The sequence below is a fragment of the Micromonospora tarapacensis genome (genome assembly GCF_019697375.1).
GTDB classification, from domain to species: domain Bacteria; phylum Actinomycetota; class Actinomycetes; order Mycobacteriales; family Micromonosporaceae; genus Micromonospora; species Micromonospora tarapacensis.
In genome coordinates, this window is the sequence record NZ_JAHCDI010000004.1 from 4,705,911 (window position 1) to 4,728,959 (window position 23,049).

The 23,049-nt window shown below is 72.8% G+C and carries 22 protein-coding genes and 3 pseudogenes; 8 read left to right on the forward strand and 17 right to left on the reverse strand.

Annotation, left to right across the window (positions count from 1 at the left end):
• Nucleotides 1-63: 63 nt before the first annotated feature.
• Nucleotides 64-1,443 carry an L-serine ammonia-lyase gene (locus KIF24_RS27520; RefSeq protein WP_221086501.1) on the reverse strand — a complete coding sequence of 460 codons (1,380 nt, stop codon included), beginning with the start codon at nucleotides 1,441-1,443 and terminating at the stop codon, nucleotides 64-66.
• 366 nt (nucleotides 1,444-1,809) lie between these two features.
• Between KIF24_RS27520 and KIF24_RS27525 the strand changes: the two genes are divergently transcribed.
• On the forward strand, nucleotides 1,810-2,016 hold the full coding sequence (locus KIF24_RS27525; protein WP_221086502.1) for a PspC domain-containing protein: 207 nt from the start codon (nucleotides 1,810-1,812) through the stop codon (nucleotides 2,014-2,016).
• Between the two features lie 48 nt (nucleotides 2,017-2,064).
• On the opposite strand, the gene KIF24_RS27530 is transcribed toward KIF24_RS27525, so the two are convergent.
• The 7 genes and pseudogenes from KIF24_RS27530 to pdxH form a co-directional block, all read right to left on the reverse strand.
• Nucleotides 2,065-2,814 (reverse strand): DUF4230 domain-containing protein, encoded by a 750-nt coding sequence (locus KIF24_RS27530; RefSeq protein ID WP_221086503.1) that lies wholly within the window; start codon nucleotides 2,812-2,814, stop codon nucleotides 2,065-2,067.
• Nucleotides 2,815-2,893: 79 nt separating this feature from the next.
• Nucleotides 2,894-4,054: an acyl-CoA dehydrogenase family protein gene (locus KIF24_RS27535; RefSeq protein WP_221086504.1), complete on the reverse strand. Its 1,161-nt coding sequence runs from the start codon at nucleotides 4,052-4,054 to the stop codon at nucleotides 2,894-2,896.
• Nucleotides 4,051-4,356, reverse strand: a complete 306-nt coding sequence (locus KIF24_RS27540) for a type II toxin-antitoxin system VapB family antitoxin (RefSeq protein ID WP_221086505.1) — start codon at nucleotides 4,354-4,356, stop codon at nucleotides 4,051-4,053. The genes KIF24_RS27535 and KIF24_RS27540 overlap by 4 nt, the downstream gene beginning before the upstream one ends.
• Before the next feature lie 190 nt (nucleotides 4,357-4,546).
• Nucleotides 4,547-5,149 (reverse strand): nitroreductase family protein, encoded by a 603-nt coding sequence (locus KIF24_RS27545; protein WP_221086506.1) that lies wholly within the window; start codon nucleotides 5,147-5,149, stop codon nucleotides 4,547-4,549.
• Nucleotides 5,150-5,196: 47 nt separating this feature from the next.
• Nucleotides 5,197-6,126 carry an aldose 1-epimerase family protein gene (locus KIF24_RS27550; protein ID WP_221086507.1) on the reverse strand — a complete coding sequence of 310 codons (930 nt, stop codon included), beginning with the start codon at nucleotides 6,124-6,126 and terminating at the stop codon, nucleotides 5,197-5,199.
• 53 nt (nucleotides 6,127-6,179) lie between these two features.
• The gene (locus tag KIF24_RS27555) at nucleotides 6,180-7,469 is read right to left on the reverse strand and encodes an MFS transporter (protein ID WP_221086508.1); all 1,290 of its coding nucleotides are present in this window, start codon (nucleotides 7,467-7,469) and stop codon (nucleotides 6,180-6,182) included.
• A gap of 2 nt (nucleotides 7,470-7,471) precedes the next feature.
• A pseudogene (pdxH, locus tag KIF24_RS27560) lies at nucleotides 7,472-8,124 on the reverse strand (pyridoxamine 5'-phosphate oxidase).
• Nucleotides 8,125-8,377: 253 nt separating this feature from the next.
• On the opposite strand from pdxH, the gene KIF24_RS27565 reads away from it, so the two are divergent.
• The 3 genes from KIF24_RS27565 to sepH all read left to right on the forward strand — a co-directional run bounded on the left by KIF24_RS27565 (nucleotide 8,378) and on the right by sepH (nucleotide 12,270).
• Nucleotides 8,378-9,484, forward strand: coding sequence for a citrate synthase 2 (locus tag KIF24_RS27565; RefSeq protein WP_221086509.1), 1,107 nt, complete (start codon nucleotides 8,378-8,380; stop codon nucleotides 9,482-9,484).
• A gap of 316 nt (nucleotides 9,485-9,800) precedes the next feature.
• Nucleotides 9,801-10,928 (forward strand): phosphoserine transaminase, encoded by a 1,128-nt coding sequence (serC, locus tag KIF24_RS27570; RefSeq protein WP_221086510.1) that lies wholly within the window; start codon nucleotides 9,801-9,803, stop codon nucleotides 10,926-10,928.
• 259 nt (nucleotides 10,929-11,187) lie between these two features.
• The gene (sepH, locus tag KIF24_RS27575; RefSeq protein WP_221086511.1) at nucleotides 11,188-12,270 is read left to right on the forward strand and encodes a septation protein SepH; all 1,083 of its coding nucleotides are present in this window, start codon (nucleotides 11,188-11,190) and stop codon (nucleotides 12,268-12,270) included.
• A gap of 25 nt (nucleotides 12,271-12,295) precedes the next feature.
• Here the strand turns inward: sepH and thpR are convergent.
• The 5 genes and pseudogenes from thpR to KIF24_RS27600 form a co-directional block, all read right to left on the reverse strand.
• Nucleotides 12,296-12,873, reverse strand: a pseudogene (gene thpR, locus KIF24_RS27580) (RNA 2',3'-cyclic phosphodiesterase).
• A gap of 16 nt (nucleotides 12,874-12,889) precedes the next feature.
• On the reverse strand, nucleotides 12,890-13,399 hold the full coding sequence (locus KIF24_RS27585) for a hypothetical protein (RefSeq protein WP_221086512.1): 510 nt from the start codon (nucleotides 13,397-13,399) through the stop codon (nucleotides 12,890-12,892).
• Between the two features lie 109 nt (nucleotides 13,400-13,508).
• The gene (locus tag KIF24_RS27590) at nucleotides 13,509-14,786 is read right to left on the reverse strand and encodes an MFS transporter (protein ID WP_221086513.1); all 1,278 of its coding nucleotides are present in this window, start codon (nucleotides 14,784-14,786) and stop codon (nucleotides 13,509-13,511) included.
• Nucleotides 14,787-14,866: 80 nt separating this feature from the next.
• Nucleotides 14,867-15,316, reverse strand: coding sequence for a MarR family winged helix-turn-helix transcriptional regulator (locus tag KIF24_RS27595; RefSeq protein ID WP_221086514.1), 450 nt, complete (start codon nucleotides 15,314-15,316; stop codon nucleotides 14,867-14,869).
• Between the two features lie 131 nt (nucleotides 15,317-15,447).
• On the reverse strand, nucleotides 15,448-16,926 hold the full coding sequence (locus KIF24_RS27600; RefSeq protein ID WP_221086515.1) for an NCS2 family permease: 1,479 nt from the start codon (nucleotides 16,924-16,926) through the stop codon (nucleotides 15,448-15,450).
• 130 nt (nucleotides 16,927-17,056) lie between these two features.
• On the opposite strand from KIF24_RS27600, the gene KIF24_RS27605 reads away from it, so the two are divergent.
• Nucleotides 17,057-17,257 carry a DUF2530 domain-containing protein gene (locus tag KIF24_RS27605; RefSeq protein ID WP_221087581.1) on the forward strand — a complete coding sequence of 67 codons (201 nt, stop codon included), beginning with the start codon at nucleotides 17,057-17,059 and terminating at the stop codon, nucleotides 17,255-17,257.
• Between the two features lie 20 nt (nucleotides 17,258-17,277).
• Here KIF24_RS27605 and KIF24_RS27610 read toward each other — a convergent pair whose 3' ends face one another.
• The gene (locus tag KIF24_RS27610) at nucleotides 17,278-18,114 is read right to left on the reverse strand and encodes a DUF3027 domain-containing protein (protein ID WP_221086516.1); all 837 of its coding nucleotides are present in this window, start codon (nucleotides 18,112-18,114) and stop codon (nucleotides 17,278-17,280) included.
• Between the two features lie 87 nt (nucleotides 18,115-18,201).
• On the opposite strand from KIF24_RS27610, the gene KIF24_RS27615 reads away from it, so the two are divergent.
• Nucleotides 18,202-19,833 carry an MFS transporter gene (locus KIF24_RS27615; RefSeq protein ID WP_221086517.1) on the forward strand — a complete coding sequence of 544 codons (1,632 nt, stop codon included), beginning with the start codon at nucleotides 18,202-18,204 and terminating at the stop codon, nucleotides 19,831-19,833.
• Nucleotides 19,830-20,480: a futalosine hydrolase gene (locus KIF24_RS27620; protein WP_221086518.1), complete on the forward strand. Its 651-nt coding sequence runs from the start codon at nucleotides 19,830-19,832 to the stop codon at nucleotides 20,478-20,480. Before KIF24_RS27615 ends, KIF24_RS27620 begins: the two co-directional genes overlap by 4 nt.
• 290 nt (nucleotides 20,481-20,770) lie before the next feature.
• On the opposite strand, the pseudogene KIF24_RS34810 reads toward KIF24_RS27620, so the two are convergent.
• Nucleotides 20,771-21,277 (reverse strand): annotated as a pseudogene (locus KIF24_RS34810) (helix-turn-helix domain-containing protein); the annotation flags it as partial.
• Between KIF24_RS34810 and KIF24_RS27630 the strand changes: the two are divergent.
• Nucleotides 21,193-22,038: a 1,4-dihydroxy-6-naphthoate synthase gene (locus tag KIF24_RS27630; RefSeq protein WP_221086519.1), complete on the forward strand. Its 846-nt coding sequence runs from the start codon at nucleotides 21,193-21,195 to the stop codon at nucleotides 22,036-22,038. The pseudogene KIF24_RS34810 and the gene KIF24_RS27630 overlap by 85 nt on opposite strands.
• Here KIF24_RS27630 and KIF24_RS27635 read toward each other — a convergent pair.
• On the reverse strand, nucleotides 21,999-22,385 hold the full coding sequence (locus tag KIF24_RS27635) for a cold-shock protein (protein ID WP_111215200.1): 387 nt from the start codon (nucleotides 22,383-22,385) through the stop codon (nucleotides 21,999-22,001). The genes KIF24_RS27630 and KIF24_RS27635 overlap by 40 nt on opposite strands.
• Nucleotides 22,386-22,413: 28 nt before the next feature.
• Nucleotides 22,414-23,037: an HAD family hydrolase gene (locus KIF24_RS27640; protein WP_221086520.1), complete on the reverse strand. Its 624-nt coding sequence runs from the start codon at nucleotides 23,035-23,037 to the stop codon at nucleotides 22,414-22,416.
• Between the last annotated feature and the right edge of the window lie 12 nt (nucleotides 23,038-23,049).

Below are 23,049 nucleotides of genomic sequence, written 5' to 3' on the forward strand. Positions count from 1 at the left end.
CTCCCGCCTGGTGAACGGACGACAGGTTAGCAGCCGGTGAACACCTGCCGACGAGCCGTACGCTCAGCACTCGATCACGTTGACGGCCAGACCGCCGCGCGCCGTCTCCTTGTACTTGACCTTCATGTCGGCGCCGGTCTCCCGCATGGTCTTGATGACCTTGTCGAGCGAGACGGCGTGCACCCCGTCGCCGCGCAGCGCGAGCCGGGCGGCGGTGATCGCCTTGATGCTAGCCACCGCGTTGCGCTCGATGCACGGGATCTGCACCAGGCCACCGACCGGGTCACAGGTCAGCCCCAGGTTGTGCTCCATGCCGATCTCGGCGGCGTTCTCGACCTGGGCGGGCGTGCCACCCAGCGCCTCGGCCAGCCCGGCGGCGGCCATCGAGCAGGCCGACCCGACCTCGCCCTGGCAACCCACCTCCGCACCGGAGATCGACGCGTTCTCCTTGAACAACACCCCGATCGCGCCGGCCGCCAGCAGGAACCGCACCACGCCGTCGTCGGAGGCCCCCGGCACGAACCGGGTGTAGTAGTGCAGCACCGCGGGGATGATCCCGGCCGCGCCGTTGGTCGGGGCGGTCACCACCCGGCCGCCGGCCGCGTTCTCCTCGTTGACGGCCAGCGCGAACAGCGTCACCCAGTCCATCACGTGCAGCGGATCCCCACCCGTGCCCGCCGGGCTGTCGGCGGCCAGGCCGCGATGCAACTCGGCCGCGCGGCGGCGTACCTTCAGGCCACCCGGCAGGGTGCCGTCCCGGGCGCAGCCACGCTCGACGCACTCACGCATCACCCGCCAGATGTCCAGCAGCCCGGCTCGGACGTCCGCCTCGGCCCGCCAGGACAGCTCGTTGGCGAGCATGACCTCACCGATGGAGAGCCCGGTCGCGGCGGTCACGCCGAGCAACTCCGCCCCGGTGAGGAACGGATGCCGGACCGGCGTGCTGTCCGGCTTGATCCGGTCCGCCCCGGCCGCCGCCTCATCCACCACGAAGCCGCCACCCACCGAGTAGTAGGTGCGCGTCCGTACCTCGGCCCCGCTCGCGTCGTACGCCGAGAAGACCATCCCGTTCGGGTGGTACGGCAACGAACGCCGGCGGTGCAGCGTCAGGTCCCGCTCCGGGGCAAAGTCGATTTCGTGCGTGTCGAGCAGGGACAGCCGGTGCTCCGTCCGGATCCGGTCCATCCGCGCTTCGACGCTGTCCGTGTCGACCGTCTCGGGGGCCTCGCCGGCCAGGCCGAGCAGCACCGCGCGGTCGCTGCCGTGCCCGTGCCCGGTGGCGCCGAGGGAACCGAACAGCTCGGCCCGTACCCGGGCGGTGTCGGTGAGCAGACCGTCGGCCTTGAGCCCGGCGACGAAGGTATGCGCCGCCCGCATCGGCCCCACCGTGTGCGAGCTGGATGGCCCGATACCCACACTGAACAGGTCGAACACGCTGATCATGACTGTGCCGTCCTCGCCGTCGCCGGTGTTGCCGGTCCGCGGCCGGTCGTGGCCGGTCCGCGGTACGGTCCGGCCCTGGTGACGCCCAGGTGAGGACGCCCGACCGGCGAGCCTACTACCCGGGCCGCGGCGGTGACCGGCGTGCGGGCGCTGTCGAGCTGATGGCGCGGACGGATCACATCTCGCCTCTCCCCTCGGCCCCGCGTTGACCCCTGGCCCGGCGGTAGGCGTCGCCCGGAGCCCACGCGGGTAAGCACCTACGGGTCAGCGGGGTGGCCTTCCTCCTCCGGACCGAGGGCAGGACGGTCATCCATCCCTAGCGTTGATTCCAGCAGCGGCGGATCGCCGCAGAGGGGAAGTACGACGATGAGTCGCAAACTGGTCCGCCCCCGCGAGGGGCGCATGTTCGCCGGAGTCTGTGCCGGCCTGGCGCGGCGGTTCGGCACCTCGGCCGGGCTCGTCCGGCTGCTGTTCCTGCTGTCGCTGTTGCTACCGGGCACCCAGGTGATCGTCTATCTGGCACTCTGGATCATCATGCCCAACGAGGACCGCCACCTGGTCGCCGGCCACTGAGCCACCCGCCGCCGACCGGGCCGCGGCCGGCGCCGGGTGCCCGGTCGGTCAGGGGGCGATGTAGGTGACGGTCACCTGCTCGAAGCCGAGCGAGCGGAGCAGCCCCTCAAGCATCTTGCGGGTGTTCTCCTCGGCCCGGGCGGCCAGCCCGCTCTCCCGGGCGGCGCCGGTGATCCGATCCTCGGCCAGGCGGTAGACCTCCTGCTGCCGGTTCGGGTCGCCGCCGACCAACTCTCCGACGCGATTGAGCAGGCCACGCTCCTCCGCGAAGACGTAGCTCTGCTCCAGGTCGAGGTTGGTCTCCGCCAGCTGCGGCGCCGGGAGCTTGATCTCGACCGACTTGCCGTCGGCCGACTGCACGATCGCCCCCTCGGCGAGGGTGCCGAAGTCGACGTACGCCTCGACGCTGCCCGCCCCGACGAACAGCGTCCGCTCGTTGAGCAGCCAGTCCGGCACGTTGCGCCGATCGTTCTGCAGGTCGACCACGACCTGGAAGTTGCCCTCCGCGGCCACGTAGCGGCTGAGATCGTGCATCGACTCCAGCAGCGCGGGCTGGCTGCGGTCGGTCTGTTCCTGGGTGAACGGGTTGCGGAACTCGGGCAGGATCCCGGTGGTCCGCACGCCGAGCAGCACCACCACCGCCAGCGCCGCGGCACCGAGCACCCAGAGCAGGGCACGAACGGCCCCGCCGCCCTGCTGCGGAGGCTCCGGTGGGGCCGACCGGTCCGTGAGCAGCTCGCCGGGCTGCTGATCGGCAAACCTGCTGGTGGGCTCGTTGATGTCGCCGTCGCGTGCCATCGCCCTCACCGTCCTCGTCAGACGCGTTGTCTGTTGATGACGGTAAGCCCAACGTACGACACCCGCTCGTCGAGGCCGGTCAGGTGAACGCGGAGATCCCGGTGAGCTGCTGCCCGATCACCAGTTGGTGGATCTCCGAGGTGCCTTCGTACGTCAGCACGCTCTCCAGGTTGTTGGCGTGCCGCATCACCGGGTAGTCGCCGGAGACCCCGTTGGCGCCGAGAATGGTGCGGCACTGCCGGGCGATGGCCAGCGCCTCGCGGACGTTGTTCAGCTTGCCCACGCTGACCTGCTCGGGGCGCAACTTTCCGGCGTCGGCCAGTCGGCCCAGCTGGAGCGCCAGCAGACAGCCCTTGTTCCACTCCACCGCCATGTCGGCGAGCTTGGCCTGGGTGAGCTGGAAGCCGGCCAGCGGCCGGCCGAACTGGGTGCGGGTCCGCGCGTACCCCAGCGCCGTCTCCAGGCAGTCCCGAGCCGCGCCGAGCGCCCCCCAGACGATGCCGTGCCGGGCCTCGGTCAGGCAGCTCAGCGGCGCCTTCAGCCCGATCGCGCCGGGCAGTTGCGCGTCCGCCGGCAGCCGGACGTCGTCGAGCGAGATCTCGCCGGTCAGCGAGGCCCGCAACGACATCTTTCGGGCGATCTCCCGCGCCGTCACCCCGGGCGTGTCCATCGGTACGGCGAAGCCCCGGACGCCCTCCTCGGCGCGCGCCCAGACCACCGTGACGTCGGCGACGGGAGCGTTGGTGATCCACATCTTGCTGCCGGAGAGCACCCAGTCGTCGCCGTCGCGGCGGGCCCGGGTGGCCATCGAGGCCGGGTCCGAGCCGTGGTCGGGCTCGGTCAGCCCGAACGAGCCGATCGCCTCACCGGCCGCCATCGCCGGCAGCCAGCGCTGCTTCTGCTCCTCGCTGCCGTAACGCCAGATGGCGTACATGGCCAGCGAACCCTGCACCGAGACCAGCGACCGGACGCCGGAGTCACCGGCCTCCAGTTCCAGGCAGGCCAGCCCGTACGCGACGGCCGTCGCACCGGCGCAGCCGTAGCCGGTCAGGTGCATGCCGAGCAGGCCGAGCTTGCCGAACTCGCGGGCCAGTTCGCGCGCCGGCATCCGGCCCGCCTCGTACCAGCCGGCGACGTGTGGGCGTACCCGATCGTCGACCACCTGGCGCACGACGGCGCGGATCTGCCGCTCCTCCTCGGTCAGCGACGAATCCAGGTCGAGCAGGTCCACCGGCGTCACTCGACCGCCTCGGCGAAGACGAGCACCCGGGCGTGGATCTGGTTGCGCTGCTGCAACGCGGCCCGCAACGCCCGATGCAGGCCGTCCTCCAGGTAGAGGCCGCCGTTCCACTGCACCACGTGCGGGAAGAGGTCGCCGTAGAAGGTGGAGTCCTCGGCGAGGAGCTTGTCCAACGCCAGCTCGCGCTTGGTGGTGATGAGCTGATCCAGGCGCAGCGGACGGGGTGGGATCTCCGCCCACTGTTTCAGGGTCAGGTTGTGTTCCGGATAGGGACGTCCGTCCCGGACCGCTCTGAAGATCACGACGGCACGCTCCCCTCCCCCTCACCGGGCCGAGCCACGACGCCGGGCCGGGTCGCGGCACGGCGCCGCGACCTGCGGCGCCGATGACCGTGCCAGCGTAGCCGGACCCCGCACCCCACGTTCTGCTCCCTGGTGCCAGTTTCGCCACCGGTCGTCCGGTTCTCAACAGGACGAAACCACCCGGTTCGGGTCAGGTCCAGTGTCCCCGCCGGACAACCTCGTCCACCGGACGGCGCCCGCGACGCAACGACGGTGACCGGTGGTCGGGGGCTCGGTAACCGATGGTGAGGGCACCGATCGGATGGAACGCCTCCGGCACGCCGAACGCCTCGCGGTAGGGCTCCAGCCGCTGCGGCGGGATGCCGAAGAAGCACGAGCCGAGCCCCTCGTCCACGGCGGTCAGCATCATCAGCAGCGCCGCGAAGCCGGTGTCGACGTACCAGTAGGGAACCGGCCAACGCTCCGTCGACCTGTCCGCCCAGCCCTTGTCCGACTCCGCGTAGCGCTCCAGATAGACCGAGCGGTTGGCGTGCGGCACCACGATCAGCGGGGCCCGGCGCATCCCGGCCAGCCAGCGCCCCGTGCCGCCACCCTGCGGGGTGCTGGCCGCCCAGAACCGTTCCCGGTCCGCCGCCTCCTCCAGCACCAGGAAACCCCAGCCCTGGGAAAAACCGGCCGACGGCGCCCGCACCGCGTGCTCCAGCAGCCGCTCCAGCACCGCCGGCGGGACCGGGCGGTCCGGGTCGTAGTTGCGCACCATCCGGCGCCGTCGGACGACCTCCGCGAACTCCACCCTGCGCTCCCCACTCGCCGGCCCGTTTGCGGCCCCAGAAATCGCCGTCAGATCCCGGGCCGGATGCCCCAGCCGCCGCGCCAGGTGTCGCCGGGCGCCAAGGTGATCAGATCGCGGCCGGAACGGAACGCGTCCGGCGGGCAGGTCATCGGCTCCACTGCCACCGACCGGCGGAACCGTTCCCCGGTCAGCGTGTCACCGGTGAAGACCTGCCACCAGCCGAACTGCTCGTCGGCCCAGATCCGCAGCCCGGCCGACGCGTCCGGCCCGGCGAGCGTCACCTCGGAGCCGCCGCCGGCGTCCCGCGTCACCTGCCCGAAGGCGAGATCCAGCACCGCCTCGCCGATGCGCCGCGGCTCGGTGTAGTCGTAGTCGGTGCCGGCGACCCGGCTCGCGCCCACCGGCAGCAGCCGCCCGTCCAGCAGCAGCCGCGTCTGGCCCGGCACCCGCAGCGCGATGTCCTCCACCGCGACCCCGGGCAACCGCAGATAGGGGTGCACGGAGAAGCCGAACGGCGCCGGCTCGGCACCGACGTTCGTCACCTCGTGCTCCCCCCGCAGCCCGTCGGCCCCCACGCTCCACCGGGTGAGCAGCCGCAACGGCCACGGGTAGCCGGGCTGCGGCGGCAGGTCGTAGCCGACGCTCACCGCGTCCGGCCGCTGCTCGATCAGCTGCCACGACGCCCAGTTCACCAGGCCGTGGATGGCGTTGTGCCGCTCCGGCTCGGTCAGGTGGAGCTGCATCGACTGCCCGTCGAAGGTGTACACGCCGTCACGGATCCGGTTCGGCCAGGGCGCGAGCACCTGGCCGGCCGAACCGGGACACAGTTCGTCGGTGGCGTACCCGTCGAGGTGCTCGACACCGTCCTGCCGGTAGGCGCGGAGCCCACCGCCCACCTCGACGATGACCGCCTCGTGACCGGCGGCGGAAATGCTCCACTGTGCCCCCGACAGGGGACGCGGATCGCGGCTGTCCATGTCGCCAGACCCTAGCCGTCACGACCGCCGGCCGCTCACCATGGGCCGGCTCATCAGGCGCGCCGCGCACCCGACCCGGCCGACGGGCGGTAGCGCAGCAGCGCCGGGAACGCGACCGCGAGCAGCACCGCGAGCGCCGCCGCCGCCAGGCCACCACCGACCCAGGCCACCCCGCTGCCGAACCCGGCCGCCATCGCCCCGGCCCGCAGGTCGCCGAGGCGTGGTCCGCCGGCCACCACGACGGTGTTGACGCCCTGTAGGCGGCCACGCATCCGGTCCGGCGCGTAGACGATCAGCAGCGACTGCCGGACCACCGAACTGACCAGGTCGGCGGCACCGGCCAGCACCAGCAGCGCGACCACCAGCCAGAGCTGCCGGGCCAGCCCGGCCAGCGCCACCGCGAGGCCCCAGCCCACCACGGAGAGCACCAGCACCAGCCCCTGCCGGCGAGCCCGGCCGATCCAGCCGGAGACGAGACCGGCGAGCAGCGAGCCGATCGCGATCGAGCTGTAGAGCCAGCCCACCGCCGCGCCGCCGCCGAACCGTTCGGTCGCCACCTCGGGAAAGAGGGCCCGGGGGAAGGCGAACACCATGGCGATCAGGTCGACGGCGAAGGAGAGCAGCAGCACCGGGCTGCCGGCCAGGTAACGGACGCCGTCGACGATGCTGCGCAGCCCGGCCTGCCGGGGCGCGCCGTCCGGGTCCGGCTCGGGCGGCATGGCGGGCAGTCGCACCGCCGCCCAGACCAGGGCGGCGAGCAGCGTGGCGTCCACGGCGTACGCGATCGGCAGCGCGATGCCGAGATCCCAGATGGCGAGGATCAGACCGGCGGCCAGCGGCCCGAGGACCGCGGTGGCCATCGCGGTGGTGAAGTTGAGCGTGGTGGCCGCCGGCACCAGTTCGGCCGGGACCAGCCGGCCGACGAGCGCCGCACGGGCCGGACCGGCGATCGCGAACGAGACGGAACTCAGCGCCACCAGCGCGAGCAGCAGCACCGGGCTGCCGACCCCCAGCAGGGCCTGCGCCAGCAGCCCGAGCACCGAGACCCAGAGCAGCACCGAGCCGCCCAGCAGCACCCGGCGCCGGTCGATGGCGTCGGCGACCGCGCCGCCCCACAGCCCGAAGACCAGCAGCGGCACGAAGGCAGCCACGCCGAGCAGGCCGACCCAGAACGAGTCCCGGGTCAGCGCGTACATCTCCACCGGCACCGCGACCGCGGTGAACTGGAAACCGAACATCGCGATGGCGTTGCCGAGCCACAGCCGCCGGTACGTCGGCACCCGCAGCGGGCGCAGGTCGATCGCCCAGCGGCGCTGCTCGCGCAGCCGGTTCGTCGCGCTCACCGTCACGGGGCCAGCCGCTCCGCGACCCAGCCCCGCCGGTACGGCGGAACCGCAGCCGGTCGTGCAGCCGGCTGGCCCGGCCCTGCCAGAACTCGACCGACTCGGGCCGCACCCGCAGCCCGCCCCAGTACGGCGGGGCGGGGATCGGGTCCACGTCGGCGAACCGCTCCGCCGCGGCCCGGTACGCGTCATCCAGTGCGGCCCGGTCCGGCAGCACCGACGACTGCACGCTGGCCCAGGCGCCGAGCTGCGAGCCGCGCGGCCGGCTGGCGAAGTACGCCTCGGTCTCCGTCCGGTCGACCCGTGTCACCCGACCGGCGACGATCACCTGCCGCTGCATCGGGAACCAGGGGAAGAGCAGGCTGGCGTACGGGTTGGCGGCGGTCTCGGCGCCCTTGCGGGAGTCGTAGTTGGTGTAGCAGACGAACCCCGCCGGGTCGTACCCCTTGAGCAGCACCGTCCTTGCGCTCGGCCGGCCGGCGGCATCGGCGGTGCCGAGCACCATGGCGTTCGGCTCGGGCAACCCGGCCGCCACCGCATCGGCGAACCAGCGGTCGAACTGGGTGTGCCAGTCGGCTGCCAGGTCGGCCTCCGTCAAACCGGCCCCGGCGGCGTACTCGTGCCGCATCCCGGCAGGTGGCGGTGTGTCCCCCATCACGTTCCCGCTCCTCCCCGCCGGGCCGGTACGCGCCCGGCGACCAGCCCGTCCGGCCCAGTCTTATCGACCCGGCCCGGGGATCGGCAACCGGGATGTCGCCAGCAGCACATCGGCAGCGTCTCGCGCACCCGGGCCCCAGCAGGCAAGATGTCACGAACACATCCCTGAGGGTCGCCTAAGGCGCTCACCCGGCCGGGGCCGGGGCACCGAGCCCGGGCGGGCGCACCGACCACACACCAGGAGCAGTGAGATGGCCGACTTCAAACCCGGACTTGAAGGTGTCGTAGCCTTCGAAACCGAGATCGCCGAGCCCGACCGCGAGGGCGGTGCGCTGCGCTATCGCGGCGTCGACATCGAGGATCTGATCGGCCAGGTCTCCTTCGGCAATGTCTGGGCACTGCTGGTCGACGGCCGGTTCGGCCCCGGCCTGCCCCCGGCGGAGCCGTTCCCGGTGCCGGTGCACTCCGGTGACATCCGGGTCGACGTGCAGTCCGCCGTCGCCATGCTCGCCCCGTACTGGGGATTGCAGCAGTTGCTGGACATCTCCGACCGGCAGGCCCGCGAGGACCTCGCCCGGGTGTCGGTCACCGCGCTCTCCTTCGTCGCCCAGTCCGCCCGTGGCCTCGGTCTGCCGGCCGTGCCGCAGAAGGAGATAGACAAGGCGGAGACGATCGTCGAGCGCTTCATGAAGCGGTGGCGGGGCGAACCCGACCCGCGGCACGTCAAGGCCGTCGACGCGTACTTCATCTCGGCCGCCGAGCACGGCCTGAACGCCTCGACCTTCACCGCCCGGATCGTCGCCTCCACCGGTGCGGACGCGGCCGCCTGCATCTCGTCCGGCATCGGCGCGCTCTCCGGCCCGCTGCACGGCGGTGCGCCGTCGCGGGTGCTGAGCATGCTGGAGGCGGTGGAGCGCAGCGGTGACGCGGAGAGCTACGTCAAGGGCGTGCTGGATCGGGGCGAGCGCCTGATGGGCTTCGGTCACCGGGTCTACCGGGCCGAGGACCCGCGCGCCCGGGTGCTCCGCCGCACCGCCAAGGAGCTGGGTGCCCCGCGCTTCGAGGTCGCCGAGGCACTGGAGAAGGCGGCGCTCGCCGAGTTGCAGGCCCGCCGGCCGGACCGGGTCCTCGCCACCAACGTCGAGTTCTGGTCCGCCGTGGTGCTCGACTTCGCCGAGGTGCCGGCGCACATGTTCACCTCCATGTTCACCTGCGCCCGGATGGGCGGTTGGAGCGCCCACATCCTGGAGCAGAAGAAGCTCCAGCGACTGGTCCGTCCCTCGGCCCGCTACGTGGGCCACTCACCGCGCAAGCCGCACGAGGTCGACGGCTGGGACGCCGTCCCGCACGACGTCTGAGCCGAGGAGGGCGCCCCTTCTCGACCCGTGCGGGCGGGAAGGGTCGCCGGTCGACGCCCCGGCCGGCCCGGACCGCTCGCCGGCAGCCGGGCGGCGGGCGGGTGTGCGTGAGCGCTCTGGGCTGTGGCGGACGCCTCACGGCTCGGGACCGGACCAGCGCCCGGACCGGCGGCGACTGGTGCGAGGATGAAGGCCGGCAGCGCCGCCGGACGGGCTCCGACCCGGCACCGCCGTGCGACCGCGCACGCGCCCGCCGTCGGTCCGCGCCCAACCCGCTCACCCGGGCACCGACCCACGCGGAAGGATCTTGAGAACCGTGGCTGACGCACCGACCATCCGGATTCCCGACGAGATCAAGCCTGCCGACGGCCGCTTCGGCTGCGGGCCGTCCAAGGTACGTCCGGCGGCGGTATCCGCGCTCGCCGAGGTGGCGACCAGCTACCTGGGCACCTCGCACCGGCAGCGGACCGTCCGCGACCAGGTGGCCCGGCTGCGCTCCGGCATCGCACAGTTCTTCGCCCTCCCCGAGGGCTACGAGGTGATCATCGGCAACGGCGGCACCACCGCGTTCTGGGAGGTCGCCACGTTCGGCCTGATCCGTGACCGGGCACAGTTCGCCAGCTTCGGCGAATTCGGCGCGAAGTTCGCCAAGGCCGTCACGGACGCGCCGTTCCTCGGCGAGCCCACGGTCCGCCGGTCCGAGGCGGGCAGCGCGCCGGCCCTGGTCGCCGAGGCCGGTGTGGACGTCTATGCCACCCCGCACAACGAGACCTCGACCGGCGTGGCGGTGCCCATCGGCCGGGTGGCCGGCGCCGACCCCGGCTCGCTGCTGCTTGTCGACGCCACCTCCGGCGCCGGTGGGCTGGAGGTCAACGTCGGCGAGACCGACGTGTACTACTTCGCCCCGCAGAAGTGCTTCGGCTCCGACGGCGGGCTCTGGCTGGCCCTGATGTCGCCGGCCGCGCTGGAGCGCGCCACCGAGGTCAAGGCGTCGGGCCGGTACATCCCGGCGTTCCTCGACCTGGTCACCGCGATCGACAACTCGCGGCTGGAGCAGACGTACAACACCCCGGCGCTGGCCACCATCTTCCTCGCCGCCGAGCAGACCGAGTGGATGAACTCCCAGGGCGGCCTGGCCTGGGCGGCCAAGCGCACGGCCGAGAGCGCCGCAATCGTGTACGGCTGGGCCGAGCGCTCGTCCGTCGCCACCCCGTTCGTCACCGACCCGACGCTGCGCTCCAATGTGGTCGCCACCATCGACTTCGCCGACGGTGTGGACGCCGCCGCGATCGCCAAGGCGCTGCGCGCCAACGGCATCGTGGACACCGAGCCGTACCGCAAGCTGGGCCGCAACCAGCTGCGGGTCGCGCTCTTCCCGGCCGTCGAGCCGGCCGACGTCGAGGCGCTGACCGCGTCCATCGACTACCTCGTCGAGCGGCTGTAGGACCGCCCGGCACGATGGTCACGGGCCGGCCGGTCCAGCGGGATCGGCCGGCCCGGACGGACTGCGATCAACGCCACTGCCGGCCGGCCGGTGACTGAGCCGCCGCACAGCGCTCAACCGCGCGGAATCGGGCTGTCCCTGCGCGACTTGCCCGGGCGTGGCGTCTCCCACCTGGCTCCGGATGGGCGTACCGTGGTCCCAACGCCCCGGGTGGCCGGCTCGTGGCGTACGGCCAGCGAAGCGGGACGGAGGCAACGCGATGCGCCCAGTACGCTTCGTCGCCCTCTCCGAGGACGGCCAGGCCCTGGTGCTCGCCGACGAGGTCGGGCGGCTGCTCGCCCTGCCGATAGACGAGCGCGTCGCCGGGGTGCTGGACGCCGAGCCGGGCGCGCCCGCGCTCGCCGTGGCACCGACCACTGCCGACCCGGTGCCGTCCCTGTCCCCGCGGGACATCCAGGCCCGGATCCGCTCCGGCGAGTCCGCCGAGGACGTCGCCCGCATCGCCGGCGTTCCGGTCGACCGGGTGCTCCGCTATGCCGGTCCGGTGCTCCAGGAGCGGGCGATGCTCGCCCAGCACGCCCGGCGCACCCGGCTCAAGGGTGCCGAGAAGCCCACGCCGCTGGCCGAGGTGGTCAACGGTCGGCTCGCGCAGCACGGGATCGACACCGAGAAGATCTCCTGGGATGCGTGGCGCCGCGACGACGGCACCTGGCGGATCGTCGCCACCTGGCCGTCCGGCAAGGCCACCGCGCAGGCGGTCTGGGATCTGGACAAGACCCGGCAGTCCGTGGTCCCGCACGACGACATGGCGCAATATCTCTGCGCCGAGCGCCCGACGCCGATCCTCGGCCAGGAGCCGGCACCTGAGCGGGGCGGCCACGCCCTGCCCGGGCCGTCGCGCGGCGAGCCGACCCGCGGCGGGCACGGGCTGCCCGCGCCCGCCGAGGCGGGCCGGGCCGGCCGTGACCCGATCCGCGCCGGTCGCGACGCCCTGCTGGCCTCGCTCGATCGGCCGCTCGGCCCGACCTCGGGCCGCGGTCTCGATTCTCGCTCGCCGGCCGCACTGGCCGGCGGCCAGGACGGCCCTCGCCAGCGGGCGGTGACCGGTGGCGCCGCGGCGCTGCTCGGCGGCGGACAGGGATCGGCCTTCGACGACGACGTGGACGCGCCGAAGGAGGTCCCGGCCGTGCCTTCACTGGCGGTGCTGCGGCCGCGCCGCACGAACGCGCCGGCCGGTGGCGCCGCCGAGTCGAACGAGCCCGGCGGCAAGCCGCGCAAGCGCCTGCCCAGCTGGGACGATGTCCTTTTCGGCACCGGCCCGGCCGCCCGCGAGACCTCCTGACGGACGACCCGGGCGGGCCGGGACCCTACAGCGGCCAGGCCGCGAGGCGGCGGTATGCCGGCCGCGGGCCGGGTTCGCTCCGGGTGAGCACCAGTTCCTCGGCCGGCCACTGCGGGCCCGCGTAGTCGGCCAAGGCGGCGAGGTCGGCCTCGATGTCGGCCGGCGACAGCCGGTCGCTGGGACGGGCGATGGTCAGGTGCGGGCGGAACGGCCTCCCGTCGTACGGGAGGCGGGCGTGGCGCAGCCGGGAGCGAATCAACCGGCTCAGCACCCCCAGCGCCTCGACGTCACCCCCACGCCGGCCCAGAGCACGGTGAACCGGCCCCGCCCGAACCGCCCGCCGCCGGCCAGCCGCAACCGGGGCGCAGCGGTACGCGCGTCACGCGACCACTCGGCGGCGAGCCCGAGTGCGCTCTCCACCTCGGCCAGCCGCTCCGGGGCGACGTCGCCGAGGAAGGCGAGGGTGAGGTGGGCCTGGCCCGGGTCGGTCAGCCGGACGTTCGTCCCGGCGGCGGTGGCGGCACCGAGCCGCAGGCCAGCCACCTGGGCGGCCAGGTGCTCGATCGCCTCGGCCGGCGGGTGGATCGCGGTGAAGAGTCGCACCGGTCAAGGGTGGCAGTCAGGGGCTGCGCTCACGCTGCCCGGGGCGGGTGGCCGGCAGCCGCAGGCCGGCAGCGTCCAACTCGGCCTCGACCCGCACCCGTTCGATCTGCCGATCCACCCCGGTCAACTCGGCGAGATGCTCGGTGACGCCCAGCGCCCGGCAGGCCAGCCGGAGCCGATCGTCGTATGCGTCGAGCACGCTGCTGTGCCACACCACCGCCGGACCGATGCCGCCGCCCCGTTCCCGTCGCAGGCACCGCAGGTCGGCGGCGATCTGCTCCAGGGGCCGCCGATCCGCCCGGTCGAAGGCGCCGAGATCGACCCGGCCGGCGACCCCGTCCGCGTCGATCGCCTGGTTCAGCCGGGCGATCAGGCGCCGCTCCCTGCGCCGCCCCCACCAGCCGCTGTATCCGCAGGTCAGCCGGTCGGCAATCTCGTCCGCGCAGACGACGAGTGCGATCAGCGCCGGCAGGAAGACCACGGCGGCCAGCGCCAGCGCGAGCAGCAGTAAGCGTAGAACCTCCACCCACCGAAGCTATGCCGATGCCGAGCGTCAGGTAATCGATTTTCCAGGATCCGTGCGGCCCGGCCGGCAAGGCAACCACATCGGGACCGCCAACCGCCCGTCCCTGCGGTCACACCTCCGTGACGTAGAAGCGGGGCATCGGGAGGATCCGGAACCTCAGCCGGGCCCCGGCCCGACGCAGTTGCCAGGCCAGCGCGAGCAGCGCGGTGGTGAGCGAGAGCAGACCGCCGGCCCAGATGCTGGCGCCGGCGCCGAAGGTCTCGGCGACCCATCCGATGATCGGCGCGCCGACCGGGTTGGTGCCCAGGAACACCAGCACCCACAGCGCCATCACCCGTCCCCGGAACGCGGCGTCGGTGCCGAGCTGGACGCGTTGGTTGGCCGCCTGGGCGAAGTAGACCGTGAAGAAGCCGGTCGGTGGCAGCAGGACCAGCACCATCCAGTACTCGGGCGCCAGCCCCACGAGCGTGCCGAAGGCGGCGCAGGCGATCGCGGCACCGAGCACGAGCCAGACCGAGGGACGGCTGCGCCGCCCGGTCCCGGCCAGCGCACCGACCAGCGCACCGGCGGCGAGGGTCGTGCTGAACAGGCCGAACGAGGCCGCGCCGGTGTTGAACACGGTCTTGGCCAGCGCGGCGAGGGTGAGCTGGAAGTTGAACAGCGACATCCCGATCACCGACATCACCACCATCGGCAGCAGCAGGTCGGGCCGGCGGCCGACGTAGCGCAGCCCGTCGAGCACGGTCGCCGCGGCCCGCTCGCCGCGCGACGGCAGCGGCTCCCGGTGCAGCTCGGCCGGCCGCATCCGGATCACCGTGGCCAGCGGCGCGACCGAGCTGAGCGCGGTGACCAGGAAGACCGGCCCGACGTCGAAGACGGCGATGGCGAGGCCGGCGACGGCCGGGCCGACGATGCGGGCCGAGTTGAACACGGCCGCGTTGAGCGAGAGCGCGTTGGGCAGCAGCGACGTGCCGACCAGTTCGGAGACGAACGCCTGCCGCACCGGGGTCTCCACCGCGTTGGCCACGCCGAGCAGGGCGGCGAAGACGAAGACGTGCCAGAGCTGGACCAGGCCGGTGAGCACGAGCACGCTCATGGCCAGCGACAGCACGGTCCAGAACGCGTTGGCGACGAAGAGGAGCATCCGCTTGTCGTACCGGTCGGCGAGCCGACCGGAGAGCAGCGTCAGCAGCAGGACGGGGGTGAACTGGAGGGCGACGACCACACCGAGCGCGGTGGCCGAATCATGGGAGAGCTCGAGGACCAGCCAGTCCTGGGCGATGAACATCATCCAGACACCGATCAGTTTGACCAGTTGCCCGGATGCGAAGAGCCGGTAGTTGCGGACCTGTAGGGACTGGAACATCGTGCTCAGCCTCGCCTGCACTCTCGGTGCGCCTCCTTGCGTTCGTACGCGTCGTCAACGACGGACGGCACGGCGCGGGGGCACACCAGGTGTGCGCGGCGTCAGGCTCGGGAGAGTCGCTGGAGAATCTCCGCGGCGTGGTGCAGGATCTCCCGGTCGGCGTCGCTCAGCTCGGTCAGCCGGCGGGCCAGCCACTCGTCCCGGACCCGCTCGAACTGGTCGAGCACGGCCCGGCCCCCCTCGGTCGTCGCGAGGATGACCTGCCGACCGTCGGTCGGGTGCGGGGTGCGCTGCACGAGGCCGCGTTCCTCCAGCTTCGCGACGATCTTGGTCATCGTCGGTGGCTGCACCCGTTCGACGTCGGCGAGCTCTCGCGGCGTGAGCGCGCCCGCCAGCCGGAGGCTGGTGAGCGCGGACAGCTGGGTGACCGTGAGGTCGCCGACCGGCCGGGCCTGGCGGACCCGCCGGTTGAGCCGGGTGATCGCATCACGCAGCTGAAGGGCCAGCTGCGCCGGTGGCATGCTGTGAGCCGTCACCGTCCGCTCCGTCACGATAGTTAGCCTAACTAATTAGCTGGCCGATCCGCAGCGGATATGAGCATGCTCACCCCGGCGTTCTCCCTGCTCCGGGCCGGGTGTGCGAATCGCGTAGCGCGGCTCACACCCCGGGCCCGGAGCCGGCGTCAGAACAGCAGCGCCTCGATCGGACCGCGCAGGAAGTACACCACGAACAGCGCCGCTACCGCGTACAGCAAGGGGTGGATCTCTCGGGACTTACCCTTGGCGAGCTTGACCACCACGTACACGATCAGGCCCGCACCGATGCCGTTGGAGATCGAGTAGGTGAACGGCATGAGCACGATGGTGAGGAAGGCCGGTATGGCGATCTCGTAGTCGGACCAGTCGATGGTCCGCACCGCGGTCATCATCAGGAAGCCGACCACCACCAACGCGACGGACGCCGCCTCGAACGGCACCACCACCACCAGCGGCGCCAGGAACATGGCCAGCAGGAACAGCACGCCGGTGACCAGGTTGGCCACACCCGTGCGGGCGCCCTCCGCGACACCGGCGGCGCTCTCGATGTACGACGTGTTGCTGGAGACGCTGGCCGCGCCACCGCTGGCCGCGGCGATCGAGTCGACCAGCAGGATCTCCCGGGTACGCGGCGGGGTGCCCTGCTCGTCGAGCATCCCGCCTTCCTGACCGACGGCCACCATCGTGCCCATCGTGTCGAAGAAGTCGGTGATCAGCAGGGTGAAGATGAACATCAGCACGACCAGCCAGCCGGCCCGCTCCCACGAATCCAGCACGTTGAACTTGCCGAGCAGCGACAGGTCCGGCACGTCGAACGGATTGCTCGGCAGCGTCGGGACGTTCAGCGACCAGCCCTTCGGGTTCGGCACGCCGTTGACGAAGGACGGGCCGATGTTGCCGAACGCCTCCACCACCATCGCCAACGCCGTGGAGGCCAGGATCCCGACCAGGATGGCGCCCTTGACCCGGCGCACCACCAGCACCAGGGTCACCAGCAGACCCACCACGAAGACCAGCATCGGCCAGCTGACCAGCTTGCCGCCGATGCCCAGCCCGACCGGGACGGTGGTGTTCGCGTCGTCCGGGATCCGCCGGACGACGCCGGCGTCGACCAGGCCGATGATGGTGAGGAACAGACCGATGCCGACGCCGATCGCCGTCTTCATCTGGGTCGGCACCGAGCGGAACACGGCGGTCCGCAGCCCGGTCAGCACCAGCACCGCGATGATCACACCCTCGATCACCACCAGACCCATCGCGTCGGCCCAGGTCATCTCCGGCGCGATCTCGTACGCCACCAGGGCGTTGACCCCGAGGCCGGCGGCGATCGCCAGCGGGAACCGGCCGACCACGCCCATCAGGATGGTCATCAGGCCGGCGATCAGTGCGGTGGCCGCCGCGATGGCGGGAATCGGCAGGGTGTTGCCGTCACCGTCGACGGCGCTGCCCAGGATGAGCGGGTTGAGCACCACGATGTACGCCATCGTGAAGAAGGTGGCCAGGCCACCGCGTACCTCGCGGCTCAGCGTCGAGCCACGGGCCGAGATCTGGAAGTACCGGTCGAAGCCGTTCCGCGGCTGGCTGGCGTCGGGTGGGGTGCCGTTGTCGGGCGGCGCTACTGCCATCAGGAACCTCACAGCGGATCATCGGGTTGTCGCGCGCATCGTCGCAGATGACCGGCCGGCAGGAAAGCACGTCGCGTACCCTGGCCGGGTGCCGACGCAGCAGCCCCGCCCCGAGCCGCTCGATCCGCCGATGGTGCCGTTCGCGCTCGGCGGAATGGCGGTCTGGGCGCTCGCCGGGCTGCTGCTACTGCTGTTCCGCGACCGGCTGGTCGCCGCCGGCCACGAAAACTGGCTCTGGATCTGCCTGGCCGGATTCCTGTGGGGCTTCCCCGGCCTGGCAGTGATGTTGCGGCACGACGCCAACCGGCGCCGCCGACGCGCCGCCGGCTGAGCCAGGCCGGCCCGCCGCGCTCAGGAGCGGCCGTACGGCTCTGCCGGCTCACCCGCCTCGACGGACCCGGCCGCCCGGCTGGCCGACATCGGCTCCACCGCGCTGTCGTCGTAGACGGTGGGCATCTCGTCCACCGCCGTCTCGGCCTCGACCAACGTCTCCGAGTGGGCGCCGCAGCCATGGTCGGCGCTCACCGCCCGGCCGTCGTCGGGGGCGTAGAAGTTGCCGCACACGCCGAAGCACTGCCGCAGGGTGCCAGCGAGCGGTAGGTAGAAGCCACAGGTGCCGCAGCGGGCGGCGACCGGCGCGGCGGTCGAGATCGGCGCCGACGGGCCGTGCTCACCGTCGTACCAACGCTGGGCCGTCTCGATCCGCCCCTCCCGCGACATCACCCGCGGCCGACCGAGCCCCAACTCCCAGGCGGTCTCCTCGACCGCCGGGTCGTCGGAGAGGACGTAGCCGGGTTGGAGCCGATCGTCGTCCGAGGGCGTCGGCAGCAGGTCACCGGGGCCGAGGTCGCCCGGCTTGAGGCGCTCCTGCCAGGGCAGCCAGCCCGGCGCGAGGAGCGCGTCCGGCCCGGGCAGCAGCACGGTCTCGCAGATCGTCACGGTCCGGCTGCGCGGCACCCGGGTGACGGTGACCGCCCACCGCCAGCCGCGGTAGCCGGCCAGCCGACACTCGAAGTAGTGGGTTACGAGGCGATCGCCTTCGGCAACGGCCTGGAGGTGGTCGCCGACGTCGTCGGGGCCCACCTCGGTGATGCCGGCGCGCGCCACCTCGACGGCGACGGCGCAGACCTGGTCGAGACGAGCGGCGCGGGCGGAGGCGGGCCTGGTCACCCGACCATTGTTCCCCATCGGTGGGGTCGGCTGTGAGGCACTCCCCAGAGGTGTCTTGCGGCGGTGGCGCGGCATCCGTCGTGCCGATGGTTCAGGATGGGTCCCATGCCGCTGTTCTCCCGCTCCGGGCGGTCCCTCCTCGGGCGGACCGTCGGCACCGGTGTCCGTGCCACCCGCCTGCTGGTGCGCGGCTCGCTCAGCGGTGGCCGCTGGGTGACCCGCAGTGCCGTCCGGGCGCGAGCCCGGGGCGCCGGCGGTGAGACCGGCATGGTCCGCCTGTTCGACCTGCATGCGGTCTCCTGCGCCGGCGACACGCTGATCGCCATCGGCCTGGCCGGGACGATCTTCTTCAACGTGCCGCTCGGCGAGGCCCGCAGCAAGGTGGCGCTCTACCTGCTGGTGACCATGGTGCCGTTCGCCATGCTCGCCCCGGTGGTCGGGCCGCTACTCGACCACTTCCGGCACGGCCGCCGGTACGCTCTCGCCACGACCATGCTGGGCCGGGCGTTCCTGGCCTGGCTGATCTCCGACTACATCCACGGCTTCGGGCTCTATCCGGCGGCCTTCGGCGTGCTGGCGCTCTCCCGGTCGTACGGGGTGGCCCGCTCGGCGGCCGTGCCCCGCCTGCTGCCGGAGGGTCTCGGCCTGTCCCAGGTCGGCGCCAGAGCCAGCGTGTACGGCACGGTCGCCGGGGCACTGGTCGCCCCGATCGGCCTGGCCGCGTTCTGGTTCGGCCCGCAGTGGCCGCTACGGGTCGCCTCGGTGATCTTCCTGATCGGCATGGTGATCTCCCTCCGGCTGCCGCCCAGGGCCGACTCCGAACCACCGGAACGGGTCCCGCGGCCGTTGCGGGCGCTGCGGCACGACGCGGGCGAGCGGCCACTCGGCCGGGGCCGGCCGGCCGGCCGGTTGGTGATCTCGACGCTGATCGGCGCGGCCACCCTGCGCGCGGTCTACGGCTTCCTGCTGCTCTTCCTGGCGTTCACCATCAAGGCAGGCGAGCTGACCACGGTGGTGTTCGGGCGTGACCTGGGTGACGAGGGGGCACTCGGCCTGGTCGGCGGCGCGCTGGCCGTAGGCACCTTCCTGGCCACCGCGATCGGCACCCGGCTACGCATCCACCGGCCGGCCGCCCTCCAGTCCAGCGGCATGATCATCGTAGCCGGGGTGGGCGTGCTCACCGTGCTGAGCTTCTCCCTGCCGATGGTCGCCCTGCTCTGTGTGGTCGCGGCCATGATGAGCGGCATCGCCAAGCTCACCGTGGACGCGTCGATCCAGGAGCGCATCCCGGAACGGCTGCGAGCAAGCTCCTTCGCCCACTCCGAGACGGTGCTGATGCTGGCGTTCGTGGCCGGCGGCGGGCTGGGGCTCGTACCCTTCGACGGCCGGCTCGGCATCGCCGTCGCCGCCGGTGTCGGCACGTTGGCCGCCGCCCGTGCCCTGGTGACGGCCCGGCGGCTGCGGGCCGAACGGCTGCGTGGACGGCCGCTGACCGACGACGAGCTGACCGCCGAGGAGCAGGCGGCTCGCGATCAGGCCGCCGAGGAACGGGACGACCGCGACCGGGGGCCCGCCGACGCCCCCACCTCTCCGGCGCCCTTCCACGGCGGCCCGCCGTCCGAAGAGCCGGGCCTCGCGCCACCGGGCTTCCACATCTACCGCCCCTCGTCGGCGGTCACCGGTCCCGGTGGCGGCGACGACGAGACGCGGCGGAGTTCTCCGGGATCGATGACGTGACCGGTCTGCTCGTGGTGACCGCGGTACCGGCCGAGGCGGAGGCGATTCAGGCGGGCCTCGCCGACCCCACCGTGGCGGTGGTGCCGGTGGGCGTGGGACCCGCCGTCGCCGGCGCGGCAACGGCCCGCCTGCTGGCGCTCGCCGAGGCGGCCGGCCGGCCGTACCGCGGGGTGGTCAGCGCGGGTGTGGCCGGCGGTTTCCGGGGTCGGGTGGCGGTCGGCGGCACGGTGCTGGGCACCCGCGCGATCGCCGCCGATCTGGGCGCGGAGTCGCCCGACGGCTTCATCCCGGTCGACGAGCTGGGCATGCCGCCCGAACTGCTCGGCGGCGGCACCGCCGTCGCCGCCGACCCGGGCCTGCTGGCCGTCCTGCGGGCGGCACTGCCGACCGCCGTCGTCGGGCCGGTGCTGACCGTCAGCACCGTTACCGGCGCCGCGGCCAGCACCGACGCGCTCAGCCGGCGGCACCCCGACGCGGTGGCCGAGGCCATGGAGGGGTACGGCGTGGCCGTCGCCGCCAACCACGCCGGAGTTCCCTTCGCCGAGCTACGCACCATCTCGAACCCGATCGGACCGCGCGACCGCGACGCATGGCGCATGCGCGATGCCCTCACCGCCCTCACCAGCGCGGCTTCCGCCCTGCGCTGACGGCCCCAGCCCGCACACCCCCGCCCGCCCCGCGTTGGACCGCCCCGCGTCGGACGGCCGCTCACCGATCGTCGAGCCGCAGAGCCTGGGGTCGGCTCCAGTCGCCGCTCATCCCGCCGGCCGCGATCGAGGTCGTAGGTCACCTCGGGAACCCGCAGCGGCCACCGGTCGGGCGGCAGCGGGTACCAGTGCGCCCACCAGGCCCCCGGCCAGTCCGTGAGCGTCCGCACCTTTCGTACGTCAAGGTGCGCCGGATAGCGACGGCCCGCCTCGTCCCGCCGGGTCCCGCCCGCCGCCCGGACCAGTCGCTGCATCGTCCGGAACCTGGGATCTGCGGCCCTCCCTGATTCGATGCGAGCCACCGTGGACTGCGGCACACCCGACAGCTCGGCCAACTCTCGCTGACTCAGGTCGGCCCGTCGACCGACAACTTCTGACGCATCACGGCACACCCTCACGCCCGGCGGCGCGCGCCCACGCCCGCGCGGGCGCCGGCGATGTCCGGCGGCGCCGGGGGAGGCACTCGGAGCGGGCGATCCGTTTACGCCCTCAGCTCGACAGGACCCGAACCACCTACCCAGGCCTCGGCCGGCGGGCTGTCCGGCACAGCCCCAGCCCGGCCGTACCCAGCCCGCCGCTCGCCGCTCGCCGCTCGGCCTCGGCTCCCCGGCTCCCCGGCATTCGGCACGGGCGGCGGGGTTACGGTGGGTGGGTGGCGCTCTCGCTGGCGATCTCGCCCTGCCCCAACGACACGTTCGTCTTCCACGCTCTGGTGCACGGCCGGGTGCCCGGCGCACCGCCGGTCGAGGTGACGTACGCCGATGTCGACGTCACCAACACCGCCGCCGAGCGGGGTGCGTTCGACCTGGTGAAGGTGAGTTACGCGGCGTTGCCATGGCTGCTGGACGACTACCACCTGCTGCCCTGCGGGGGTGCGCTGGGCCGTGGCTGCGGCCCGTTGGTGCTCACCCGGGCCGACCGCGGCGGGCCGGACCGGAGCGACCTCACCGGCGCCACCGTGGCGGTGCCCGGCGACCGGACCACCGCCTACCTGCTCTTCCGGCTCTGGGCGGCCCGGCGGATGCCGCAGCGCATCGAGGTGGTGCCGTTTCACGAGATCATGCCCGGCGTCGCCGCGGGACGCTACGACGCCGGGCTGGTCATCCATGAGGCCCGATTCACCTATCCACGACACGGCCTGACCGCTCTGGTCGACCTGGGCGAGTGGTGGGAGGCCGACACCGGGCTACCGATCCCGCTCGGCGCCATCCTGGCGCGACGGGGGGCGGTCGACCCGCAGGAGGCCGCCGGCTGGATCCGGGACTCCGTCCGGCGGGCCTGGGCCGATCCGGCGGCGAGTCGGGGGTACGTGCTGGAACACGCCCAGGAGATGGAGCCCGACGTGGTGGATCGGCACATCGGCCTCTACGTCAACGAGTTCACCGCCGACCTGGGGGAAGCGGGGTTCGCCGCCGTCGAGGCGCTGCTCGGCCGGGCCGCCGACGCCGGGCTCGTACCTCAGACCTCCAGCTCGCGTGCGACGGCATGGACCAGCTGAGCGACCTTCTGCGCGGTCTTGCGATCCGGGAAACGGCCCCGGCGCAGATCCGGCTGGACCTTCGCCTCCAACACCTTGATCATGTCTTCGACGAGGCCGTGCAGTTCCTCGGCGGGTCGGCGGCGCAACTCCGCCACGGAGGGCGGAGCGTCCAGGAGCTTCACCCCCATCGCCTGCGCACCCCGCCGGCTGTCCACCACACTGAAGTCGACCCGTTGGCCGCCCTTGAGGTCGGTGACACCCGCCGGTAGCGCGGCCTTCGGCAGAAACACGTCGCCACCCTCGTCACTGGTGACGAACCCGTATCCCTTGGTCGCGTCGTACCACTTCACTCGACCCGTAGGCACCTGAGAACCCCTGCTTCGATAGAGCCGTCTACTGCCTCAAGGCTAGCCGGATCATGCCGTCGAGCGCCGCCGGGAATCCGGTGAGATCCGCCAGCACCGTCGCAGCCCCGGCGGCACGCAGGTCGTCCGCCGAACACGGTCCGGTGGCCACCGCGATCCCGGGCACCTGTGCCGTCTGGGCGGCGACCATGTCCGCGACGTGATCGCCGACGTAGTGGGTCGCGCCGTGCTCCCGCAGCGCCGTCGCCTTCTCCTCGGCGAACAGGTCGCCGGCCAACTCGTCCACCACCAGGCCCAGGTGGTCCAGGTGCAGCCGGGCCAGCCGGCCCAGCTTGGAGGTGACCACGAGCACCCGACCGCCCCGCTCACGCACCGCTTCGAGCGCTTCCCGGGCGCCGGGCAGTGGGACGGTCGGTGTGATGGCGTACGCGGGATAGAGCTCACGGTAGACGCGGACCGCCTCCTCGACCTGCTCCGGCGGGAACCAGCGGGCGATCTCGGTACGCAGCGGCGGCCCCAGCCGGGACACGGCGGCCTCGGCGTCGACGGGCACGCCGGTCTGCTCGGTCAACGCGTGAAACGCCGCGGCGATGCCAGGCCGCGAGTCGACCAAAGTCATGTCGAGATCGAATCCGACCGTCAGGGCACCCATTGGAAGCATCCT

Excerpts from the sequence above, each read along its gene's own strand:
- KIF24_RS27520 (WP_221086501.1), bottom strand. The coding sequence starts at position 1,443 with ATGATCAGCGTGTTCGACCTGTTCAGTGTGGGTATCGGGCCATCCAGC.
- KIF24_RS27525 (WP_221086502.1), top strand. The coding sequence starts at position 1,810 with ATGAGTCGCAAACTGGTCCGCCCCCGCGAGGGGCGCATGTTCGCCGGA.
- KIF24_RS27530 (WP_221086503.1), bottom strand. The coding sequence starts at position 2,814 with ATGGCACGCGACGGCGACATCAACGAGCCCACCAGCAGGTTTGCCGAT.
- KIF24_RS27550 (WP_221086507.1), bottom strand. The coding sequence starts at position 6,126 with ATGGACAGCCGCGATCCGCGTCCCCTGTCGGGGGCACAGTGGAGCATT.
- KIF24_RS27565 (WP_221086509.1), top strand. The coding sequence starts at position 8,378 with ATGGCCGACTTCAAACCCGGACTTGAAGGTGTCGTAGCCTTCGAAACC.
- sepH (WP_221086511.1), top strand. The coding sequence starts at position 11,188 with ATGCGCCCAGTACGCTTCGTCGCCCTCTCCGAGGACGGCCAGGCCCTG.
- KIF24_RS27600 (WP_221086515.1), bottom strand. The coding sequence starts at position 16,926 with ATGGCAGTAGCGCCGCCCGACAACGGCACCCCACCCGACGCCAGCCAG.
- KIF24_RS27605 (WP_221087581.1), top strand. The coding sequence starts at position 17,057 with ATGGTGCCGTTCGCGCTCGGCGGAATGGCGGTCTGGGCGCTCGCCGGG.
- KIF24_RS27610 (WP_221086516.1), bottom strand. The coding sequence starts at position 18,114 with ATGGGGAACAATGGTCGGGTGACCAGGCCCGCCTCCGCCCGCGCCGCT.
- KIF24_RS27615 (WP_221086517.1), top strand. The coding sequence starts at position 18,202 with ATGCCGCTGTTCTCCCGCTCCGGGCGGTCCCTCCTCGGGCGGACCGTC.
- KIF24_RS27640 (WP_221086520.1), bottom strand. The coding sequence starts at position 23,037 with ATGGGTGCCCTGACGGTCGGATTCGATCTCGACATGACTTTGGTCGAC.